Source organism: Pseudoxanthomonas sp. 3HH-4 (assembly GCF_006716465.1).
Taxonomy (GTDB): Bacteria; Pseudomonadota; Gammaproteobacteria; order Xanthomonadales; family Xanthomonadaceae; genus Pseudoxanthomonas_A.
This window is the reverse complement of sequence record NZ_VFPB01000005.1, coordinates 197277-214839: the sequence shown is the minus strand read 5'-3', so window position 1 is coordinate 214839 and position 17563 is coordinate 197277. Positions and strand designations below refer to the sequence as shown.

General features: G+C 67.9%; 18 protein-coding genes, 1 pseudogene and 1 riboswitch. Of the genes and pseudogenes, 5 read left to right on the top strand and 14 right to left on the bottom strand.

All coding sequences use genetic code 11. From position 1 onward, the window contains the following. Window positions 1-20 precede the first annotated feature (20 nt). Window positions 21-851, bottom strand: a complete 831-nt coding sequence (rsmI, locus tag FB548_RS15465; RefSeq protein ID WP_142125691.1) for a 16S rRNA (cytidine(1402)-2'-O)-methyltransferase — start codon at window positions 849-851, stop codon at window positions 21-23. Window positions 852-1066: 215 nt separating this feature from the next. Between rsmI and FB548_RS15460 the strand changes: the two are divergent. From FB548_RS15460 to FB548_RS15450, 3 genes and pseudogenes are all read left to right on the top strand, one after another. After that, a pseudogene (locus FB548_RS15460) lies at window positions 1067-2332 on the top strand (penicillin-binding protein activator); the annotation flags it as partial. Beyond that, a complete protein-coding gene (locus tag FB548_RS15455; protein ID WP_142125689.1) occupies window positions 2322-2711 on the top strand; it encodes a YraN family protein in 390 nt (129 codons plus the stop codon). The pseudogene FB548_RS15460 and the gene FB548_RS15455, both read left to right, overlap by 11 nt. Window positions 2712-2740: 29 nt before the next feature. Further along, on the top strand, window positions 2741-4129 hold the full coding sequence (locus FB548_RS15450; RefSeq protein ID WP_142125688.1) for an FAD-linked oxidase C-terminal domain-containing protein: 1389 nt from the start codon (window positions 2741-2743) through the stop codon (window positions 4127-4129). Between the two features lie 139 nt (window positions 4130-4268). Here the strand turns inward: FB548_RS15450 and thiL are convergent, their stop codons facing one another. The 12 genes from thiL to FB548_RS15390 all read right to left on the bottom strand — a co-directional run bounded on the left by thiL (window position 4269) and on the right by FB548_RS15390 (window position 13443). Next, entirely contained in the window at window positions 4269-5222 is a 954-nt protein-coding gene (gene thiL / locus FB548_RS15445; protein WP_142125687.1) for a thiamine-phosphate kinase, read from the bottom strand. A gap of 7 nt (window positions 5223-5229) precedes the next feature. Then, a complete protein-coding gene (locus FB548_RS15440; RefSeq protein WP_142125686.1) occupies window positions 5230-5481 on the bottom strand; it encodes a helix-hairpin-helix domain-containing protein in 252 nt (83 codons plus the stop codon). A gap of 1 nt (window position 5482) precedes the next feature. Continuing rightward, the gene (gene nusB / locus FB548_RS15435; RefSeq protein WP_255470586.1) at window positions 5483-5950 is read right to left on the bottom strand and encodes a transcription antitermination factor NusB; all 468 of its coding nucleotides are present in this window, start codon (window positions 5948-5950) and stop codon (window positions 5483-5485) included. A gap of 22 nt (window positions 5951-5972) precedes the next feature. Next, a complete protein-coding gene (gene ribH, locus FB548_RS15430; protein WP_142125684.1) occupies window positions 5973-6440 on the bottom strand; it encodes a 6,7-dimethyl-8-ribityllumazine synthase in 468 nt (155 codons plus the stop codon). Window positions 6441-6504: 64 nt separating this feature from the next. Further along, window positions 6505-7599, bottom strand: coding sequence for a 3,4-dihydroxy-2-butanone-4-phosphate synthase (ribB, locus tag FB548_RS15425; RefSeq protein ID WP_142125683.1), 1095 nt, complete (start codon window positions 7597-7599; stop codon window positions 6505-6507). After that, window positions 7596-8198, bottom strand: coding sequence for a riboflavin synthase (locus tag FB548_RS15420; RefSeq protein ID WP_142125682.1), 603 nt, complete (start codon window positions 8196-8198; stop codon window positions 7596-7598). Before FB548_RS15420 ends, ribB begins: the two co-directional genes overlap by 4 nt. A 136-nt stretch (window positions 8199-8334) precedes the next feature. Then, window positions 8335-8481, bottom strand: a riboswitch (FMN riboswitch). A gap of 157 nt (window positions 8482-8638) precedes the next feature. Next, on the bottom strand, window positions 8639-9397 hold the full coding sequence (locus FB548_RS15415; protein WP_142125681.1) for a class I SAM-dependent methyltransferase: 759 nt from the start codon (window positions 9395-9397) through the stop codon (window positions 8639-8641). Between the two features lie 12 nt (window positions 9398-9409). Beyond that, entirely contained in the window at window positions 9410-10507 is a 1098-nt protein-coding gene (ribD, locus tag FB548_RS15410; protein ID WP_142125680.1) for a bifunctional diaminohydroxyphosphoribosylaminopyrimidine deaminase/5-amino-6-(5-phosphoribosylamino)uracil reductase RibD, read from the bottom strand. Beyond that, complete coding sequence (locus FB548_RS15405; RefSeq protein ID WP_142125679.1) at window positions 10500-11018, bottom strand: GNAT family N-acetyltransferase; 519 nt, start codon at window positions 11016-11018, stop codon at window positions 10500-10502. Before FB548_RS15405 ends, ribD begins: the two co-directional genes overlap by 8 nt. A gap of 3 nt (window positions 11019-11021) precedes the next feature. Further along, on the bottom strand, window positions 11022-11558 hold the full coding sequence (nrdR, locus tag FB548_RS15400) for a transcriptional regulator NrdR (protein WP_142125678.1): 537 nt from the start codon (window positions 11556-11558) through the stop codon (window positions 11022-11024). A 6-nt stretch (window positions 11559-11564) separates the two neighbouring features. Beyond that, window positions 11565-12818 carry a serine hydroxymethyltransferase gene (gene glyA, locus FB548_RS15395; protein ID WP_142125677.1) on the bottom strand — a complete coding sequence of 418 codons (1254 nt, stop codon included), beginning with the start codon at window positions 12816-12818 and terminating at the stop codon, window positions 11565-11567. Between the two features lie 145 nt (window positions 12819-12963). Beyond that, the gene (locus FB548_RS15390; RefSeq protein ID WP_142125676.1) at window positions 12964-13443 is read right to left on the bottom strand and encodes an RcnB family protein; all 480 of its coding nucleotides are present in this window, start codon (window positions 13441-13443) and stop codon (window positions 12964-12966) included. A gap of 215 nt (window positions 13444-13658) precedes the next feature. Here FB548_RS15390 and ettA point away from each other — a divergent pair, with 215 nt between their 5' ends. Then, the gene (ettA, locus tag FB548_RS15385) at window positions 13659-15326 is read left to right on the top strand and encodes an energy-dependent translational throttle protein EttA (protein ID WP_055940213.1); all 1668 of its coding nucleotides are present in this window, start codon (window positions 13659-13661) and stop codon (window positions 15324-15326) included. A gap of 771 nt (window positions 15327-16097) precedes the next feature. After that, the gene (locus FB548_RS15375; RefSeq protein ID WP_142125674.1) at window positions 16098-17180 is read left to right on the top strand and encodes a cache domain-containing protein; all 1083 of its coding nucleotides are present in this window, start codon (window positions 16098-16100) and stop codon (window positions 17178-17180) included. Between the two features lie 19 nt (window positions 17181-17199). Here FB548_RS15375 and FB548_RS15370 read toward each other — a convergent pair whose 3' ends face one another. Next, window positions 17200-17523 carry a Rieske 2Fe-2S domain-containing protein gene (locus FB548_RS15370; protein WP_142125673.1) on the bottom strand — a complete coding sequence of 108 codons (324 nt, stop codon included), beginning with the start codon at window positions 17521-17523 and terminating at the stop codon, window positions 17200-17202. Window positions 17524-17563 lie beyond the last annotated feature (40 nt).

Genomic DNA, 17563 nt, shown 5'->3' with positions numbered 1-17563 from the left:
GCGAGGCTTGCGCGATGCCATCAGTCTTCCGCCTTCATTCCGTACAGCGCCTTGCGCGGCGCGCCGGTGATCTCGGCTGCGAGCTTGGCGGCGGCGGACGGCGGCAGGTGCGCGTTGAGCAGGGCATAGACGCGGCGTCCTTCCACGAGTTGCGCACTTTCATCGTTCGCGGCGCCCTGCACCATCACCACGAACTCACCCTTGCGCTGGTTGTCATCGGCATCGACCCGCGCCTGCAGCTCGGCGAGCGTGCCATCCAGTACGGTCTCGAACAGTTTGGTCAGCTCACGCGCGATCACGGCGGGACGGTCGGCGCCAAAGGCCATGCCCATGTCCGCGAGGGATTCGGCGATGCGATGCGAGGATTCGTAGAACACCAGCGTGCGCGCCTCGCCCGCCAAGCGCTGCAGCTGCTCCCGCCGCGCGGACGTTTTGGCAGGCAGGAAACCTTCAAACGTGAACCGATCACTCGGCAGCCCGGCCACGCTCAACGCCGCGATGGCCGCGCACGCGCCCGGCAATGGACTGACCTTGATGCCCGCCGCGCGCGCCGCGCGCACCAGACGGAACCCCGGATCGCTGACGAGTGGCGTACCGGCATCGCTGACCAGCGCCAGCGAGTCGCCGGTCAGCAAACGCTCGACAACGCGCTGCGACAGCACGTCCTCGTTGTGTTCGTGCAGTGCGACCAGGGGGGTGGAAACGCCGAAATGCGACAGCAACTGGCCGCTGCGCCGGGTATCTTCCGCGCAGATCGCCGCGACGCTGCGCAGCGTCTCCAGCGCGCGTGGCGTGAGGTCGCCGAGATTGCCGATCGGGGTGGCAACGATGAACAAGGTTCCGGCAGGCATTCCAGTGAGGCTCGATGGCTGAGGGTAGAATCGTAGCCGGTTCCCCTGCCCGAACGCCGATGCCGCCCATGAACCCGCCTGTTGCAAGCATGCTTTCCGTACGCATCCGCCCCGCAAGGGCCCTGCTCGCGCTGCTGCTGACCGCGTTGCTGGCCAGTTGTGCCACCACGCCCGGCGCCGGACCCACTCCATCCGCGGTGCGCTTCGCCCCGGCCTTCGGCAACGCCGCGACACTGGCCCGGCAGGACGCCATCCTGAGCGGGCAGGCGCGCAGCGACAACGCGCGCGAGATCGACCGCTTGCTCGCCACGCTGGACGACGCCACGCTCGCTCGCGACGCTGCCGCGTTGCAAGCCGGCGATCCGCTGTACAACTTCGCCGGTCGTGCGTTGCAACGCCGTGGCCTGCCGCTGCCGCGCCCGTTCGACCGCGGCACGCAATGGCATTTCGATGCGGGCAACCGCCCGCCTGCGGAATCCGACGGCTACCGGCCCCCAATGAAGGTGGCCGTCCTGCTCCCGCTTTCCGGCAACCTCGCCACCGCCGCGGCGCCGGTCCGCGACGGCTTGCTGGCCGGTTACTACGGCGAACACCGCCGCCGCCCCGACGTGCAGTTCTACGACACCACCGGCACAGCGGCCGGTGCGACCGCCGCCTACGCGCGCGCGGCGGCCGAAGGTGCCGATTTCGTGGTCGGCCCGCTCGGCCGTGACGAAGTCAGCGCGCTCTTCCAGCAACCGCAGCTCGCTGTCCCGATGCTGGTGCTGAATCGCGGCGCGGTAGCACCGCCCGACGGCAAGGCGGGTTTCTCGCTGGCCCCTGAAGACGATGGCCTGGCCGCAGCGGAGTATCTGCTGGCGCGTGAGCGCCGCATGACGCTGATCATCGAGGGCAGCGACGACAACGGACGCCGCGCATCCCAGGCGTTTCGCGAGCGTTTCAGCGAACGCGGCGGCAAGGTCACGCGGGTGATCAGCGTGGCGGAAACCCCCGGCGACCTGTCGGCCATCCTTGCGACCGCTTCGCAGGAGGGAGTCGATTCGGTTTTCCTGGCAGTACGCGGCGGCACGGCGCGCGCCCTGACCCCGCAACTGGCACTGGCAGGCCTGGGGGGCAAGACGCGCGTAGGCACCTCGCAGTTGACCTCGGGCACCGGCAAGCCGGTGGAAGACATGGCGCTGGACGGCATCGCCTTCCCGACCGAAACCTGGACCTCGCGCGGGGTGCCGGCACTGCCCGCCGCCAGCGTGACCGGCGAACGCGTGCCGACCGCACGGGGTCCCGCCGCGCGGCTGTTCGCGTTCGGCTATGACGCCTGGCTGCTGACAGCCTATCTGGAGAAGTTGGCGCTTGGGGCGAACACCGAGATCCGCGGCGCCACGGGACGCCTGCAACTGGACGGCTTCGGCAACGTGGTGCGCACGCCCTCGTGGTCGGTGTTCAGTGGTGGCCAGGCCGTGCCCGTGGCGGATGGCGGTTGACCGCAGGAAACGCGGGCAAGCCGTCGAAGCCGCGGCGCGCGAGTTGCTGCGCCGCGCCGGCCTGACCGATCTGGCTGCCAACGCCCTTTACCGCGGCGGTGAACTGGATCTGGTGATGCGGGACGCCACGCGCCCCGGCACGCCGACAGTAGTATTCGTGGAAGTGCGCTACCGCCAATCGCAGCTCTTCGGTGGAGGCGCGGCATCGGTCGATGCCGGCAAGCGCCGCCGCCTGGTGCATGCGGCCCTGCGCTTCCTCCAGGACCATCCCGCTCTCGCAGATACCCCCTGCCGGTTCGACGTGATCGACGCGCAAGGCGATCCTGCCGCACCCCGGCTCACCTGGATCCGCGACGCGTTCCGCGCCGACGAAACCTGAGCCGTGCACGCCGCGCCTACAATGACGGCGTGAATCCATCCCTGCCCACCGAACTGCACGAAGCCCTGTCCACGCGCCTGGGGGACAGCTGGCTCACCGGCGATGCCTGCCGTCCTTATGGTGGCGACGATTCGCGCCAGTGGGCCATGCCGTGGGCCGTTGCCCTGCCGCGCACGCACGAAGACGTACTGGCCCTGGTGCGCGCATGCCGTGCACATCGCGTTCCCATCGTTGCGCGTGGTGCAGGCACGGGCACCACCGGCGCCGCAGTGCCTGCACAGGGCGGCGTGGTGGTCTCGTTCTCGCGCATGGACCGGATCATCGAAATGCGCGCTGCCGACCGGTGCGTGGTAGTGGAACCCGGCGTGCTCAACGGCAACCTGCAACAGGCACTCGCACCCCACGGCCTGTTCTGGCCACCCGATCCGTCCAGTGCCGACCTGTGCAGCGTGGGCGGCAACCTTGCCACGAATGCCGGCGGACCGCGCGCGGTGAAGTACGGCACCGCACGCGACAACGTGCTGGGGCTGGTCGCCGTGACCGGTGCGGGTGAACTGATCCGCTGCGGTGGCGCCTACACCAAGGACGCAACGGGTTACGACCTCACTCACCTGCTCGTCGGCAGCGAGGGCACCCTGGCGCTGATCGTGGAAGCAACCCTGAAGCTGGCGCCGCGACCACCTGCGCAGGCCGGACTCCGCGTGCTCTACCGCGACGCCGCCACGGCCGCGGCGGCGGTGTCGCGCATCATGGCGCGCCCGGCGACGCCGACCATGCTGGAATTCATGGACCACAGCGCCATCGCGTTGATCCGGCGCAACGGCAGCGATGTGCCCGAGGCGGGTGCGATGCTGCTGGTCGAAGCCGACGGCGATGACGACACGCTGCCGTATTCGCTGCAGGCATTGGCCGACGCCGCCGAAGGCGATGGCATGCTCACGCTGGATGTCGCGCAGGACGGTACCGCACGCGACCGGTTATGGGCCGCGCGGCGCGCCCTGTCGCCGGCGCTGCGCACCATCAAACCCGGCAAGATCAACGAGGACGTGGTGGTGCCGGTGTCGCGCATTCCGGATCTGGTGGCGGCCATGGAGGCACTGTCGGTCGAGGCAGCGCTGCCGATCGTCGTGTTCGGCCACGCCGGCAACGGCAACCTGCACGTCAACATCATGTACGACGACGGTGACGCCTCAGAGACGGCACGCGCGCATGCGGCCTTGCCGAAGGTCTTCGCGCACGTGCTGGCGCTGGGCGGCACGCTGTCCGGCGAACACGGCATCGGCCTGAGCAAGCGGGATTTCATGGCGGATGCCTTCAACGTGGCGACGCTCGACGCGATGCGTGCGATCAAAGCCGCGCTCGACCCCGACGACATCCTGAACCCCGGCAAGGTCCTGCCACCGCGGAAGCCCATGTAGGAGCGACGTGAGTCGCGACCGCGCGCCATGCGCGCCGGGAAAGCCACCGACAGACGTCTGCCGTTCCCTCTTGCGTTTGATGCCGGGCCACGAACGCCGACGACGTGCGGTCGCGACTCACGTCGCTCCTACAACAGCCTCAGGGCTTCGCGAAGTGGTCGTAACCGCGCCGCGACGGCGACCATGGCCGGCCATCGGCGCGCACCGCCTGCACACCCTCACCTGCCGCAATGCGACCGATGCGGGTGATCCGCAGGCCGAGTTGGAATGACACGGCGTCGACGCCTGCGCGCGCATCCGTCGGTGCGGTGAAGCAGAGTTCGTAGTCATCGCCACCGCTCGCCTGCAACGGCACGCGCGTCGCTTCATCGAACGTCGCCATCAACGTATCCGACGCCGGCAACGCGTCGATGTCGACCTGCGCGCCCACATCGCTCCGCGACGAGATATGGCCGAGATCGGCCAGCAGTCCATCGGAGACATCGACGCAGGCAGTGGCGATGCCCCGCAGCGCGCGACCCGCTTCCACACGTGGCGTGGGACGATCCAGGCGCGCACGCAGCGCATGAGCCGGTTCGCGGTCGAGCAGCGCCAGGCCGCCCGCCGCATCGCCGAGCGTGCCGGTGACCCAGACGTCATCGCCAACGCGCGCGCCGTCGCGGCGCAAGGCGCGACCGGGCTCGACCAGACCCATCGCCGTCACCGAGATCGAAAGTGGGCCCCGCGTGGTGTCTCCCCCGACCAGCGCGATGCCGTGGCGCCCTGCCAGATCCAGGAAGCCATCGAGAAAGCCGTCGATCCACGCCGCATCGGACCGGGGCAGCGACAGCGACAACGTGCACCATGCGGGCTCGGCACCCATCGCGGCGAGATCGGACAGGTTCACCGCCAGCGCCTTCCAGCCGATGTCGGCCGCCGCGCTGTCGTCGGGAAAATGGACGCCGGCATTCAAGGTGTCGGCGGTGACGACGAGCTGCAGGCCCGGCGGCGGCGCCAACAGCGCAGCGTCGTCGCCGATGCCGAGCACGATGTCGGCGCGCGTCCCCGCGCGGGCACGGATGCGGGCGATCAGGTCGAACTCGCCGGCACTCATGGCGGCGTCAGGCCCGCGAGCGGGCGAAATCCACGGCCGACTGGATGGCCGCGCGCGCCTGCGGACTGTTCTTCCAGCAGGTGGAGCCGGTCAGCCCGGCCGCGCTGGCGACGATCTCCGACGGCTCGGCGGCGGCCAGTTGCCGCAACGAGGCGATGCCCATTTGCTCCAGCCGTTGCACGACGGTGGGACCAACGCCCTTCAGCGCGAGCAACGCGTCGCGCTCTTCCACAGGAAACCGTGCGTCGCCACCCGACACGTCAGCGTCGCGCCTGCGCCTCGGCGGGCCGCCATTCGACGGCGGCGTGGTCGAGCACGCCGTTGATGTACGTGTGACCGTGTTCGGAACCGAAACGCTTGGCGGTCTCGATGGCCTCGTTCAGCACCACACGGTAAGGCACATCGAGGCGATGGATCAGTTCGTAGGCGGCGATGCGCAGTACCGCGCGTTCGATGGGATCGACCTCTTCCACCGTGCGGTCGAGGAACGGCAGCAGTGTCTCGTCCAGCGAAGCGCGATGCCTCACCACGCCACGCACCAGGTCCTCGAAATACTCCAGGTCGGCGATCTCGTGCGCCTGCTCGTGCGCGAACTGCGCGATCACCTGGCCCACTTCGCCGCCCGACATCTGCCACGCGTAGACGGCCTGCAGCGCACGCCGACGCGCGCGCGCGCGCGTGACCGGATCGACGCCGTCCTTGCGGTGGGGATGATGTTGTCGGCTCACGTCGGCTCCTGCGGTTCTTGGGTTACGGCAACTGTTCCAGCAACTGGGCCATCTCGATGGCGGCCAGCGCGGCTTCTTCGCCCTTGTTGCCATGGCTGCCGCCGGCGCGGGCCTCGGCATCCTCGATACGCTCGACGGCCAGCACGCCGTTCAGCACCGGCACGCCGGTGTCCAACTGCACGCGCATCAGGCCTTCGGCGCACCGGTCGGCGACGTGCTCGTAGTGACGGGTGTCGCCACGGATCACGCAACCCAGCGCAATGATCGCGGCATGGTCGCCGGCGGCGGCGAGCCGCGCGGCAGCCAGCGGGATCTCCCACGCGCCGGGCACGCGCACCACGTCGATCGCTTCTTCGCCCACGCCGTTGCCGGCTAGGCTCTGGCGCGCGCCGGCCACCAGCACATCGGTGATGCGGGGGTTCCAGCGGCTGGCGATGATCGCGAAGCGGGCGCCGTCGGGCGCGCGCAGATCGCCTTCGTAGTGGGACATGGCGGGTTCCTTGGGGTGGGAAAGTCTAACAGCCGGGCGCCGTGACGGGTCCGCCCGGCGGGGATCAAGGCTGGACGTACTCCACCACGTCCAGCCCGAAGCCGGCCAGCCCGACTTGCCGGCGCGGCGTGCCCAGCACCCGCAACCTGCCCAGGCCCAGGTCGGCCAGGATCTGCGCACCGGCACCGTTGCGGCGCCACTGGCCCACGTCCTTGGCGTTGGCGCGCACTTCGGGCTGCTTGCGAAGCCGCGCCAGCAGTGCCTCGGCGCTGCGGGGTTCGGCCAGCACCACCATCACGCCCTGCCCTTCGGCGGCGATCGCCCGCAGTGCGTCGGTGGCGTGCACGCCGAAATCGTCGCGACGCCAGTGCAGCAGGTCGCTCAACGGGTTCTCCACCTGCACCCGTACCAGCGTGGGCGTGGCCGCATCGGGCGTGCCGCGCACCAGGGCGAAATGCAGGTCGTGGGCGATGCGGTCGCGGTAGGTGACCAGCCGGAACGGGCCGAACTCGGTCTCGATGTCGCGCTCGTCGATGCGCTCCACGGTGTGCTCGGTGGCCAGCCGATAAGCGATCAGGTCGGCGATCGAGCCCATCTTCAGGCCATGCTCGCGCGCGAACACTTCCAGTTGCGGGCGACGCGCCATGCTGCCGTCGGGATTCAGCACTTCCACCAGTACGCCGGCCGGCTCCAGTCCGGCGAGCATCGGCAGGTCACTGGCGGCCTCTGTGTGGCCGGCACGCGTCAGCACGCCACCGGGCTGGGCGATCAGCGGGAAGATGTGGCCGGGCTGGCTGAGGTCGGCCGGCTTGGCATCCGGCCGCACCGCCGTGCGTACGGTATGGGCGCGGTCATACGCGGAAATGCCGGTGGTGACACCCTCGGCCGCCTCGATGCTGACGGTGAAGTTGGTGTGGAACTGCGCGGTGTTGTGCTGGACCATCGGCGCCAGACCGAGCTGCGTGCAACGCTCGCGCGTCAGCGACAGGCAGACCAGACCGCGCGCATGCGTGACCATGAAGTTGATGTCGGTCGGCTTCACCAGCTCGGCCGCCATGATCAGGTCGCCCTCGTTCTCGCGGTCCTCGTCGTCGACGATGACGACCATGCGGCCGTTGCGGATCTCTTCCAGCAGTTCGGGGATCGGAGCGAAGTTCATGCGCCGCTCCTTTCGCCCAGCAGGCGCTCGACATAGCGCGCCACCAGGTCGATCTCCAGGTTCACCGCATCGCCCACCGCGGTCTGCGAGAACGCGGTGTGCGACACGGTGTGCGGGATCAGCGCGACCTCGAAGCCTTCTCCGTCCACCTCGTTGACGGTCAGGCTCACGCCGTCCACGCAGATCGAGCCCTTCCTGGCGATGTACTTCAGCAGCGGCGCCGGTGCGGCGAAACGCCAGCGCTGCGCGCGCGCGTCCTCGTGCACCGACAGCACGCGGCCGACGCCATCCACATGGCCGCTGACCAGATGACCGCCCAGACGGTCGGTCGGGCGCATGGCGCGCTCCAGGTTCACCAGCGCCCCTTCGCCCAGATGGCCGAGCGTGGTGAGCGAGAGGGTTTCGTTGGATGCATCGGCCTGGAAGCTGGACGCATCGAACGCGATCACGGTCAGGCATACGCCATTCACCGCGATGCTCTCGCCGAGTTGAACGGCATCGAACGGCAGCGTGCCGACGGTAACGGTCAGGCGGATGTCGCCGCCCACGGGTTGCAGCGCGGCGATGCGGCCCACGCCCTCGATGATGCCGGTGAACATCAGCAGGCCTCCGGGAGGAGGACGGGGAAAGCACGGATCGTGGAAGGCATGGCACGTCTCTCGCGGAAGCAAAGCGGAGACGCCCCCGGGGCGCGAAGGCAGGCGCACGACGCCGCGCTTCCGCGCGGTTCGGCGATGCCGTCTTCTTTCATCCGGACTATGACCGTCGGCTCCGGCATCTGACCGGATCTGCTGACCCTTCGGCAGGACCGAAGGCGCTCGCGGGCTTGTCGCTGGGCGACCTACCGCCGGTGGGGAATTGCACCCCGCCCTGAAGACGTCGTTGGTGGTGTGCCGGCGAACCGGCGGGGGCATTCTACCGCCTCGATCCGGCGAAGGCCCTGAACGCAGCGTTCCGCATCGCTGCGGGAGTGGCTTCAGCCCCAATGCTTCCGGCTGCGCTACGGACGGAAAACCGCCGGTCGGGGCTGAAGCCCCTCCTACACGGGCTTCCTGCGCAGGTGCAGGATCAGCGGCCAGCGCATGGTGCGGATGCGCTGCGGATCGCCCCAGACTTCGGCCAGGGCCGGGGTATGTGCGTAGACCGGATCCTCGCCGGTGGCGGCGCGATAGCTGCCGGTCGCTGACAGGCTGCCGAAATAGCCCAGCAGCGTGGGCAGGTTCCATTCGGCGGTCAGCCACAACCGAGGCGTCGGGATGACCTCGAACGGCCACACGTAATCGCCATAGCCCATGTCCACGTCGGCACGCTCGGGCGGCCAGTAGGGATCGATGTCGTCGCGGACCTTCTCGGCCACCTCGGCCAGGTCGTCCTCGAAAATGATGTCCTGGTAGGTCCAGGCCGCCAGCACGCCGCCCGGCCGCAGCACGCGCTCGCAGGTGGCGAAGAAGCGATAGCGGTCGAACCAGTGCAGCGCCTGCGCGACGGCAACCAGGTCGACGCTGAGATCCGGCAACAGGGTGTCTTCGGCAGGTTCGACCGCCAGGCTGACGTTGCTGCCGGCCTGGCCCTGCGCCCAGTGGCGTTCGATCTGCGCTGCGCTGGGGTCGGTGGCGTGCACGTGGGCGAAGCGCGCGGCCAGTCCGCGCGTGGCCTGGCCGCTGCCCGCGCCCGGCTCCCACACCTGCGCGTTGGCCGGCACAGCCGAGGCAATCACGTCGTACAGCGCCTCCGGATAGGTGGGGCGCGAGGTGAGATAGACGTCGGCGACGCCGGAAAAATGATCCTTGAAAGCCATTCTGGCGGTCGGTCAGCGGGCAGGTTGCAGCAGGAGGCGGTGATCTTCGCCAATCATGCGGCTGTCGACAATCTCCAGCTTCAGGTGCTCCGCCATCGTCTGGATGCCCAGCCCGCCGAACAGAGGCCGGGCCTGGTCGCCCAGCAGCATCGGCGCAACGTACAGCAGCACCTCGTCTGCCAGCCCGGCGGCGAGGAAAGCGCCTGCGAGCGTAGCGCCGGCCTCGGCATGCACCTCGTTGATGCCGCGCTGGGCAAGCAGCTCCAGGACTGCCTTCAGGTCGAAATTGCTGCCGGTCGCGGGCGCCACCACGCGCGGCACGTCGACATCGCGGGGGGGTTTGGCGTCAGCCGCATGGATGTAAAGCGTCGGTGCCTCGCCCTGCCGCACATTGCCGCGCGCCACGGTGGCGAGCCCGGGATCGAGCACCACCCGCAGCGGCGGCTCGAATGCCGTGTCGTCGCCGAAGCGCACGGTCAGCGACGGATCATCCGCCAGCACAGTGCCGGCACCGGTCAGGATGGCGCCGGCACGGGCGCGCCAGCGCATCACGTCGCGGCGGGAGGCTTCGCCACTTATCCACTTGGAGTCGCCGTTCGCCATCGCGGTGCGGCCATCCAGGCTGGTCGCCAGCTTTACCCGCATCCACGGCCGGCCACGCTCCATGCGCGACAGGAAACCCCGGTTCAACCGGCGCGCCTGCGCCTCCATCAACCCGGCCTGCACGTCGATGCCGGCCGCGCGCAACCGGTCGAAACCGGCTCCGTCGACTTGCGGGAAGGGGTCGCGCATCGCGGCAACTACGCGCGTCACGCCAGCAGCGACCAACGCCTCCGCACAGGGTCCGGTGCGGCCGGTATGCGCGCATGGCTCCAGCGTGACGTAGGCCGTCGCGCCCTTTGCGCGCTCGCCCGCCGCCTGCAGCGCGAACACTTCCGCGTGCGGGCCTCCGGCCTTCTGGTGCCAGCCTTCACCGACGATTTCATTGCCCTGCACGATGACGCTGCCGACCATCGGGTTCGGCCGGGTCGTGTGCGCACCCCGCTCGGCCAGTCGCAATGCACGCGCCATGCACTGGTGATCGAACGCAGAGAAAGCGGTATCAGTCATGCGTCGCCCACGCGGCATCGGAAGGAGCGCCAGTATGCGCCACGCGCCGTGCGGGACGGATCGACATGATCACCACCGGTGTCCCGTGCAGTTGCGTGCGCTCCTCGACCTGCCACCCCAGCGACGCGTAGAACTCCTCGTGCCACAGGGTGAACAGGCGCAGCACAGCGACGCCTTCGTGCGCCGCATGCGCGACCGCCGCCTCGACGAGGATGCGCCCGCCCCCGCGGCCGCGCGCATCCGGCAGCACGAACAGGCTGCCCAGCCACGGACTGCCGCGATCCTGCAACGCGGGCGCATCTTCGATCAGCAGGCTGACCGAACCCAGCAGATCATCGCCCTCCATCAGCAACAACGTGGTCGGCAGCGACGCGCGCGTGGCGTGATCGTGGAGTTCGGCGCTCGCGGCGTCCAGCGTCCAGTCGTCATAAAGCGCGCTCCACTCCTGGTGGTGCCAGCGTGCGAGCAGTTCGATACACCCGGGGTGCCGTCCGATCCACTCGATACGCACGACTCAGCGCTTCTTGTTCTTGTCCGCGTGCTTGTCGAACGGCACCACATCGCCTCCCAGCAACGAGAGCTGGCCGGCGCCCGGCGGCAGGTCGCGCTCCAGCTTCTCGATTTCCTCGCGGAAATCCGCCACGTCCTCGAAACTGCGGTAGACCGAAGCGAAGCGCACGTAGCCCACATGGTCGAGCTTGCGCAGCTCGTTCATGACGAACTCGCCGATCTTGCGCGAGGCGATCTCGCGCTCGCCACTCATGCGAATGGCGTGGATCACCGCACGTACCGCCGCCTCGATCTGTTCTTCTGAAACCGGCCGCTTCTGCAGCGCACGATCGAAACCGGCACGCAACTTGCGCGCGTCGAACGTGTCGCGGCGGCCATCGCCCTTGATGACCGCCGGCAGCTTGATCTCGATGTTCTCCAACGTGGAGAACCGCTCCCCGCACGCCTCGCACTCACGGCGACGACGGATCGTCGCGCCGTCCTCGGACACGCGCGAATCGATGACGCGCGTGTCGGTGTGCTGGCAGAAGGGACAGTGCATCGTCGATCAGCCGTAAACCGGATACTTCCGGCACTGCGCGGTGACGTTGTCGCGCACCTTCGCCAGTACCGCCTCGTCGGTGGGCGCGTCGAGTACGTCGCAGATCCAGTTGGCCAGGTCGATGCAGTCCTGTTCGCCGTAGCCGCGCGTGGTCACCGCAGGCGTGCCGATGCGCAGGCCCGAGGTCACGAAGGGCTTGCGCGGGTCGTTCGGCACCGAGTTCTTGTTGACGGTGATGTGCGCCTTGCCCAGCGCTTCCTCCGCATCTTTGCCGCTGACGTCCTTGCCGATCATGTCGACCAGCATCAGGTGGTTCTCGGTGCCGCCCGACACGATCTTGTAGCCGCGCGCGATGATCGTCTTCGCCATCGCCTGCGCGTTCTTCACCACCTGCGCCTGGTAGGCCTTGAATTCTGGCTCCAGCGCTTCCTTGAAGGCCACGGCCTTGGCCGCGATGACGTGCATCAGCGGACCGCCCTGGATGCCCGGGAAGACGATGCTCTGCAGCTTCTTCTCGATCTCTTCGCCAGCGCCCTTGGCCACGATGATGCCGCCGCGCGGGCCGCGCAGCGTCTTGTGGGTGGTCGAGGTGACCACGTGGGCATGCGGCAGCGGGTTCGGGTAGACGCCGGCGGCGACCAGGCCCGCCACGTGCGCCATGTCGACGAACAGGTAGGCACCGACCTTGTCGGCGATGGCGCGGAAGCGCGCCCAGTCCACCACCTGTGAGTAGGCGGAGAAACCGGCCACGACCATCTTCGGCTTGTGCTCCAGCGCGAGCTTCTCGACCTCGTCGTAATCGATCAGGCCCTGTTCGTTCACGCCGTACTGGATCGCGTTGAAAAGCTTGCCTGAGGCGTTGACCTTGGCGCCGTGGGTCAGGTGGCCGCCGTGGGCCAGGCTCATGCCCAGGATGGTGTCACCGGGGTTCAGCAGCGCGAAATACACGGCCTGGTTGGCCTGCGAGCCGGAATGCGGCTGCACGTTGGCATAGTCCGCGCCGAACAGCTGCTTCACGCGGTCGATCGCCAGCTGCTCGGCGATGTCCACGTATTCGCAACCGCCGTAATAGCGCTTGTGCGGGTAGCCTTCGGCGTACTTGTTGGTCAGCACGCTGCCCTGGGCCTCCAGCACGCGGGGGCTGGCGTAGTTCTCGCTGGCGATCAGCTCGACGTGATCCTCCTGCCGGCGCGCCTCGTTGGCGATGGCCTGGGCCAGTTCGGGATCGTAGGTTTCGATGCGGGCGTCGCGCGGGAACATCGGGTCTCCGGGGCAGGTCGGGCGGGAGGCCCGATTGTAGCCCGCCGGGGACCCTTCGGACGAAGCCGGGCCAGCCGCCGCCATCCGGCCCCTGAAAGCGAAAAGCGCGCCGGAGCGCGCTTTTCGGGGCATCGGGCCTTGCTGCTCAGTGGTGCAGCAGCAGGTCGGCGATGATGCCGGTGGCGATGGCGACCATCAGCAGGTTGCCGCGATCGTCACGCACCCAGTGGTAACCGCGGGGCGGACGACGCACGTGGTAGTGGCTGTAGTCATTCACCACGTAGACCGGGCCACGGTAGTGATCGCGGTAGCGCTGACCCCTCGCCCAACGGTGGTAGCTGGGGGCCGGGCGATACACGACGCGCGGCGGCGCGTAGTACCGACGGTCGTCGTAACGGCGGCCATCGTGGTAGCCGTGACGGTAGGCCTGGCGCTGGTCGCGGCGGTCGTCACGCCATTCGCGACGGTCATCCCGACGATCGTCCCGGCGGTCATCGCGACGGTCGTAGTGGTGTGAACGGTCCCGGTCCCGACCGCGATCATTGTCGCGTGCAAGCACGGGGGCGGTGACGGCGAAGGCCAGGACGGCACAGGCCAGGCTCTGGAAAAGGCGCTTGGTTTTCATGGGAACCCCTCTGTGTGGCACGTGAGCCCATGATGCCTATCGCATCTGAACCGATTCCCGCTGGAAAACGGTTACGGTCGTGTCAAGGACGGGCTGAAGAAACGTATTCAGCCAGCGGTCGGTCGGGCCGGAACGGCTATAATCGCCGCATTCCCAATTTGCCTCCTCGTCCGCCGTCCCCGGCCGGGCGCCGGGGCCTGCGTACCGGAGCCTGCATGTCCTCGCAATACATCTACACCATGAACCGGGTCAGCAAGGTGGTCCCGCCCAAGCGGCAGATCATCAAGGACATCTCGCTGTCCTTCTATCCGGGCGCGAAGATCGGCCTGCTGGGCCTGAACGGCGCAGGCAAGTCCACCGTGCTGAAGATCATGGCGGGCGTCGACAAGGACTTCGAAGGCGAAGCCCGCCCGCAGCCCGGCATCAAGGTCGGCTACCTGGCGCAGGAACCGGAGCTCAACCCGGAGCACACCGTCCGCCAGGCTGTCGAGGAAGGCGTGGGCGACGTGCTGCAGGCGCAGGCCGCACTGGAAGCGGTGTATGCGGCCTATGCCGAAGAAGGCGCCGACTTCGACGCCCTCGCCAAGGAACAGGAACGCCTCGAAGCCATCCTGGCCGCCGGTGACGCCCACACACTGGAAAACCAGCTGGACGTGGCCGCCGACGCGCTGCGCCTGCCGCCGTGGGATGCCATCGTGGGCAAGCTGTCCGGCGGCGAAAAGCGCCGCGTGGCGCTGTGCCGCCTGCTGCTGCAGAAGCCGGACATGCTGCTGCTCGACGAGCCGACCAACCACCTGGACGCCGAATCCGTCGAATGGCTGGAACAGTTCCTCGCCCGCTACACCGGCACTGTCGTGGCGGTTACCCATGATCGGTACTTCCTCGACAACGCCGCCGAATGGATCCTCGAACTCGACCGTGGCCGCGGCATTCCGTGGAAAGGCAACTACACCGACTGGCTGGTTCAGAAGGACGAGCGCCTGAAGCAGGAAGACAATCAGGAAAAGGCCCGCCAGAAAGCGATCCAGAAGGAACTGGAGTGGTCGCGCCAGAACGCGAAGGGTGGCCGTTCCAAGGGCAAGGCGCGCCTGGCGCGCCTGGAAGAGCTGCAGTCGGTCGACTACCAGCGCCGCAACGAGACCAACGAGATCTTCATCCCGCCGGGCGAGCGCCTGGGCAACAACGTCATCGAGTTCAAGAACGTCTCGAAGAAGTTCGGCGACCGCCTGCTGATCGACAACCTGAGTTTCCTGGTGCCGGGCGGCGCCATCGTCGGCATCATCGGCCCGAACGGCGCGGGCAAGTCGACGCTGTTCAAGATGATCACCGGTCAGGAAAAGCCGGATTCGGGCACCATCACCACCGGCCCGACCGTGCAGCTGGCGTATGTGGACCAGAGCCGTGAAAAGCTCGAAGGCAACCACAACGTCTTCCAGGAGATTTCCGGCGGCCTGGACATCCTCAACATCAACGGCGTCGAGATCCAGTCGCGCGCGTACATCGGCCGCTTCAACTTCAAGGGCCAGGACCAGCAGAAGCTGGTCGGCTCGCTGTCCGGCGGCGAACGCGGCCGCCTGCACATGGCCAAGACGCTGCTGCAGGGCGGCAACGTGCTACTGCTCGACGAGCCGTCGAACGACCTGGACATCGAAACCCTGCGTGCACTGGAAGACGCGCTGCTGGAATTCCCCGGCAACACCTTCGTCATTTCGCATGATCGCTGGTTCCTGGACCGCATCGCCACGCACATCCTCGCCTTCGAGGGCGACTCGCACGTGGAGTTCTTCCAAGGCAACTATCGCGAGTACGAGGAAGACAAGAAGCGTCGCCTGGGTGAAGAAGGCGCGCGTCCCCATCGCTTGCGGTTCAAGGCGCTGAAGTGACGCGGTCGCGCGCAACGGCGCGCGCCCATCTTTGATTCTGCCCAACGAGAACGCCGGCCCTGTGCCGGCGCTCTTGTTTGTGGCCGGCTACCGCGCGCCCCGCGTGCAGGCTCGCAGCCGTCGAATGCAAAACGTCATGGCGGGTGTCGTCATCACCATCACCACTACCACGGCTGCTGTTGTTGCCGCTCGGGCCACCTTCGCAGCGACAACTTCCAGTGCCCATACGGCTGAAACAGCTGCATCAACGAAAGATGCCGCACGCCATCGAGATCAGCACGGACCAGGCAGGCAACCCCGGGACCCCGCATAGCAGCAGCGACGTCATCGACCAGCAGACAAAGGTCCGGACGGCCAGAAATGCGTCTATCACGTGTCGTTCCGGATAGTTCAGCGAGCCGACGCGATGAAAGGCCAGCCGGAACGTCACTAGCTTCCAACGGCAGCGGCACCGTCGCCGCTGCGAAACAGGCGTCCATCCAGCCCACTGATCGACCTGGACGTGGTCGCCCATGCAGACAGCAGTGCTGCGGCCATTGCTGATGCACTTGCTCACGTCGCCCACTGGTCCCCGGAGGGTCTGGGCCAACGCTGGCCACGTGTCCAACGAGAGACATCGCAACCGCCCCATCCCGGGGAGAACACGCACCGCAACGGTGCCGGTTAAAGCGTTCGCCGTGCGCGCCGATAGCGCCTCAACAACGGGAGCGACCTCACGCCATTACAAGCACCTGCGTCGCGCCTGCCCTCCCCTTCCCCACCAGGAGTCCCATGAACGCACGCGCCGCCGCCCTCACCGACGATGCCGGCATCGACGACCACATACAGTCCGTGTCGGGACTGTCGGACGCGCTGCTGAAGCAATTGCGGCAATCGCTGCAGAAGATCGACGAGATCAACCGCATCACTCGCATCATCTCGATGAATGCACGCATCGAGGCGGTGCGCATCGGCACCGCAGGCCGCAGCTTCGGCGTGATCGCCGAAGAGATGGATACGCTGTCCCGCCGGGTCAGCGACACCGCCCAGGAGATCGACCGCATGGCCGACCGCACGAGCACCGACCTGCGCGGGCGGCTGGACCAGTTGCAGACCGATGTGCGCCGTACCCGGCTGACCGACCTGGCGCTGGCCAACATCGACCTGATCGATCGCAACCTGTATGAGCGCAGTTGCGACGTGCGCTGGTGGGCGACCGACGCGGCGATCATCGCTGCCGCGCAGGACCCGCAACCGGCGGCGCTGGCGCAAGCCAGCCAGCGTCTCGGCCAGATACTGGATTCCTACACCGTCTATTTCGATCTCGTGCTCGCCGACCTGCAAGGCAACGTGCTGACGAATGGCCGACCACGCCGGTACCCGTCCGCCGGCCATTCGGTCGCACAACAGGAATGGTTCCAATCCGCCATGGCCACGCGCAATGGCGAAGAGTTCGGCTTCCAGTCCATGCATGCGAGCACGCTCGCGGGCGGTGAGCGCGTGCTGATCTACGCCTGCACGGTGCGCGAAGGCGGTCGCGTACAGGGACGTGTGCTGGGCGTGCTCGGCATCGTGTTCCGCTGGGACGCGCTGGCGCAGACCATCGTGGAACGGACGCCGTTGTCGGAGGCGGAATGGCGCCGCAGCCGGGTCTGCATCGTCGATGCGCACGGCCGGTTGCTGGCCGATACGCAGGCCGGCGCGGCGGCCCCGCGGCTCGATTTCCCGGGCCTTGCGCCGCTGTTTGCCCAGCCCCGCGGGGCGATCGACATACCCATCGACGGCCGCTCGCACTGCGTGGCGCAGGCCGCCTCACCCGGCTATGAAACGTACTGCACCGGCTGGCATTGCGTGATCCTGCAGGGCGTGGACTGACGTCCGCGCAGCAGCAAACTCAGTCCAGCCACACCTCGCCGTCACGCACCTGCACGGCGACGGCATGCAGCGAATCGCCGCGGCAGGGCCCGGCGACGCAATCACCGCGCGCGAGTTCGAACGAAGCCCCATGGGCGGCACAGACAAGGTGGCCGTCCTTGCTCTTGAGGAATCGACCAGGCGCCCAGTCCAGCCGCCTCCCCGCGTGTGGGCAGACATTGAGCCAGGCGCGCACCTCGTCGCCATCGCGATGCAGGATCAACGACTCGGCATCGTCGCCGATCATGGCTTCAACCTCGGCGAAACCGCCATTGGCGATGTCATTCAGTGCGCTCAGTCGCATGTCGCTTAACGAAGTCCTCACACGGTCATGAAACGGTCAT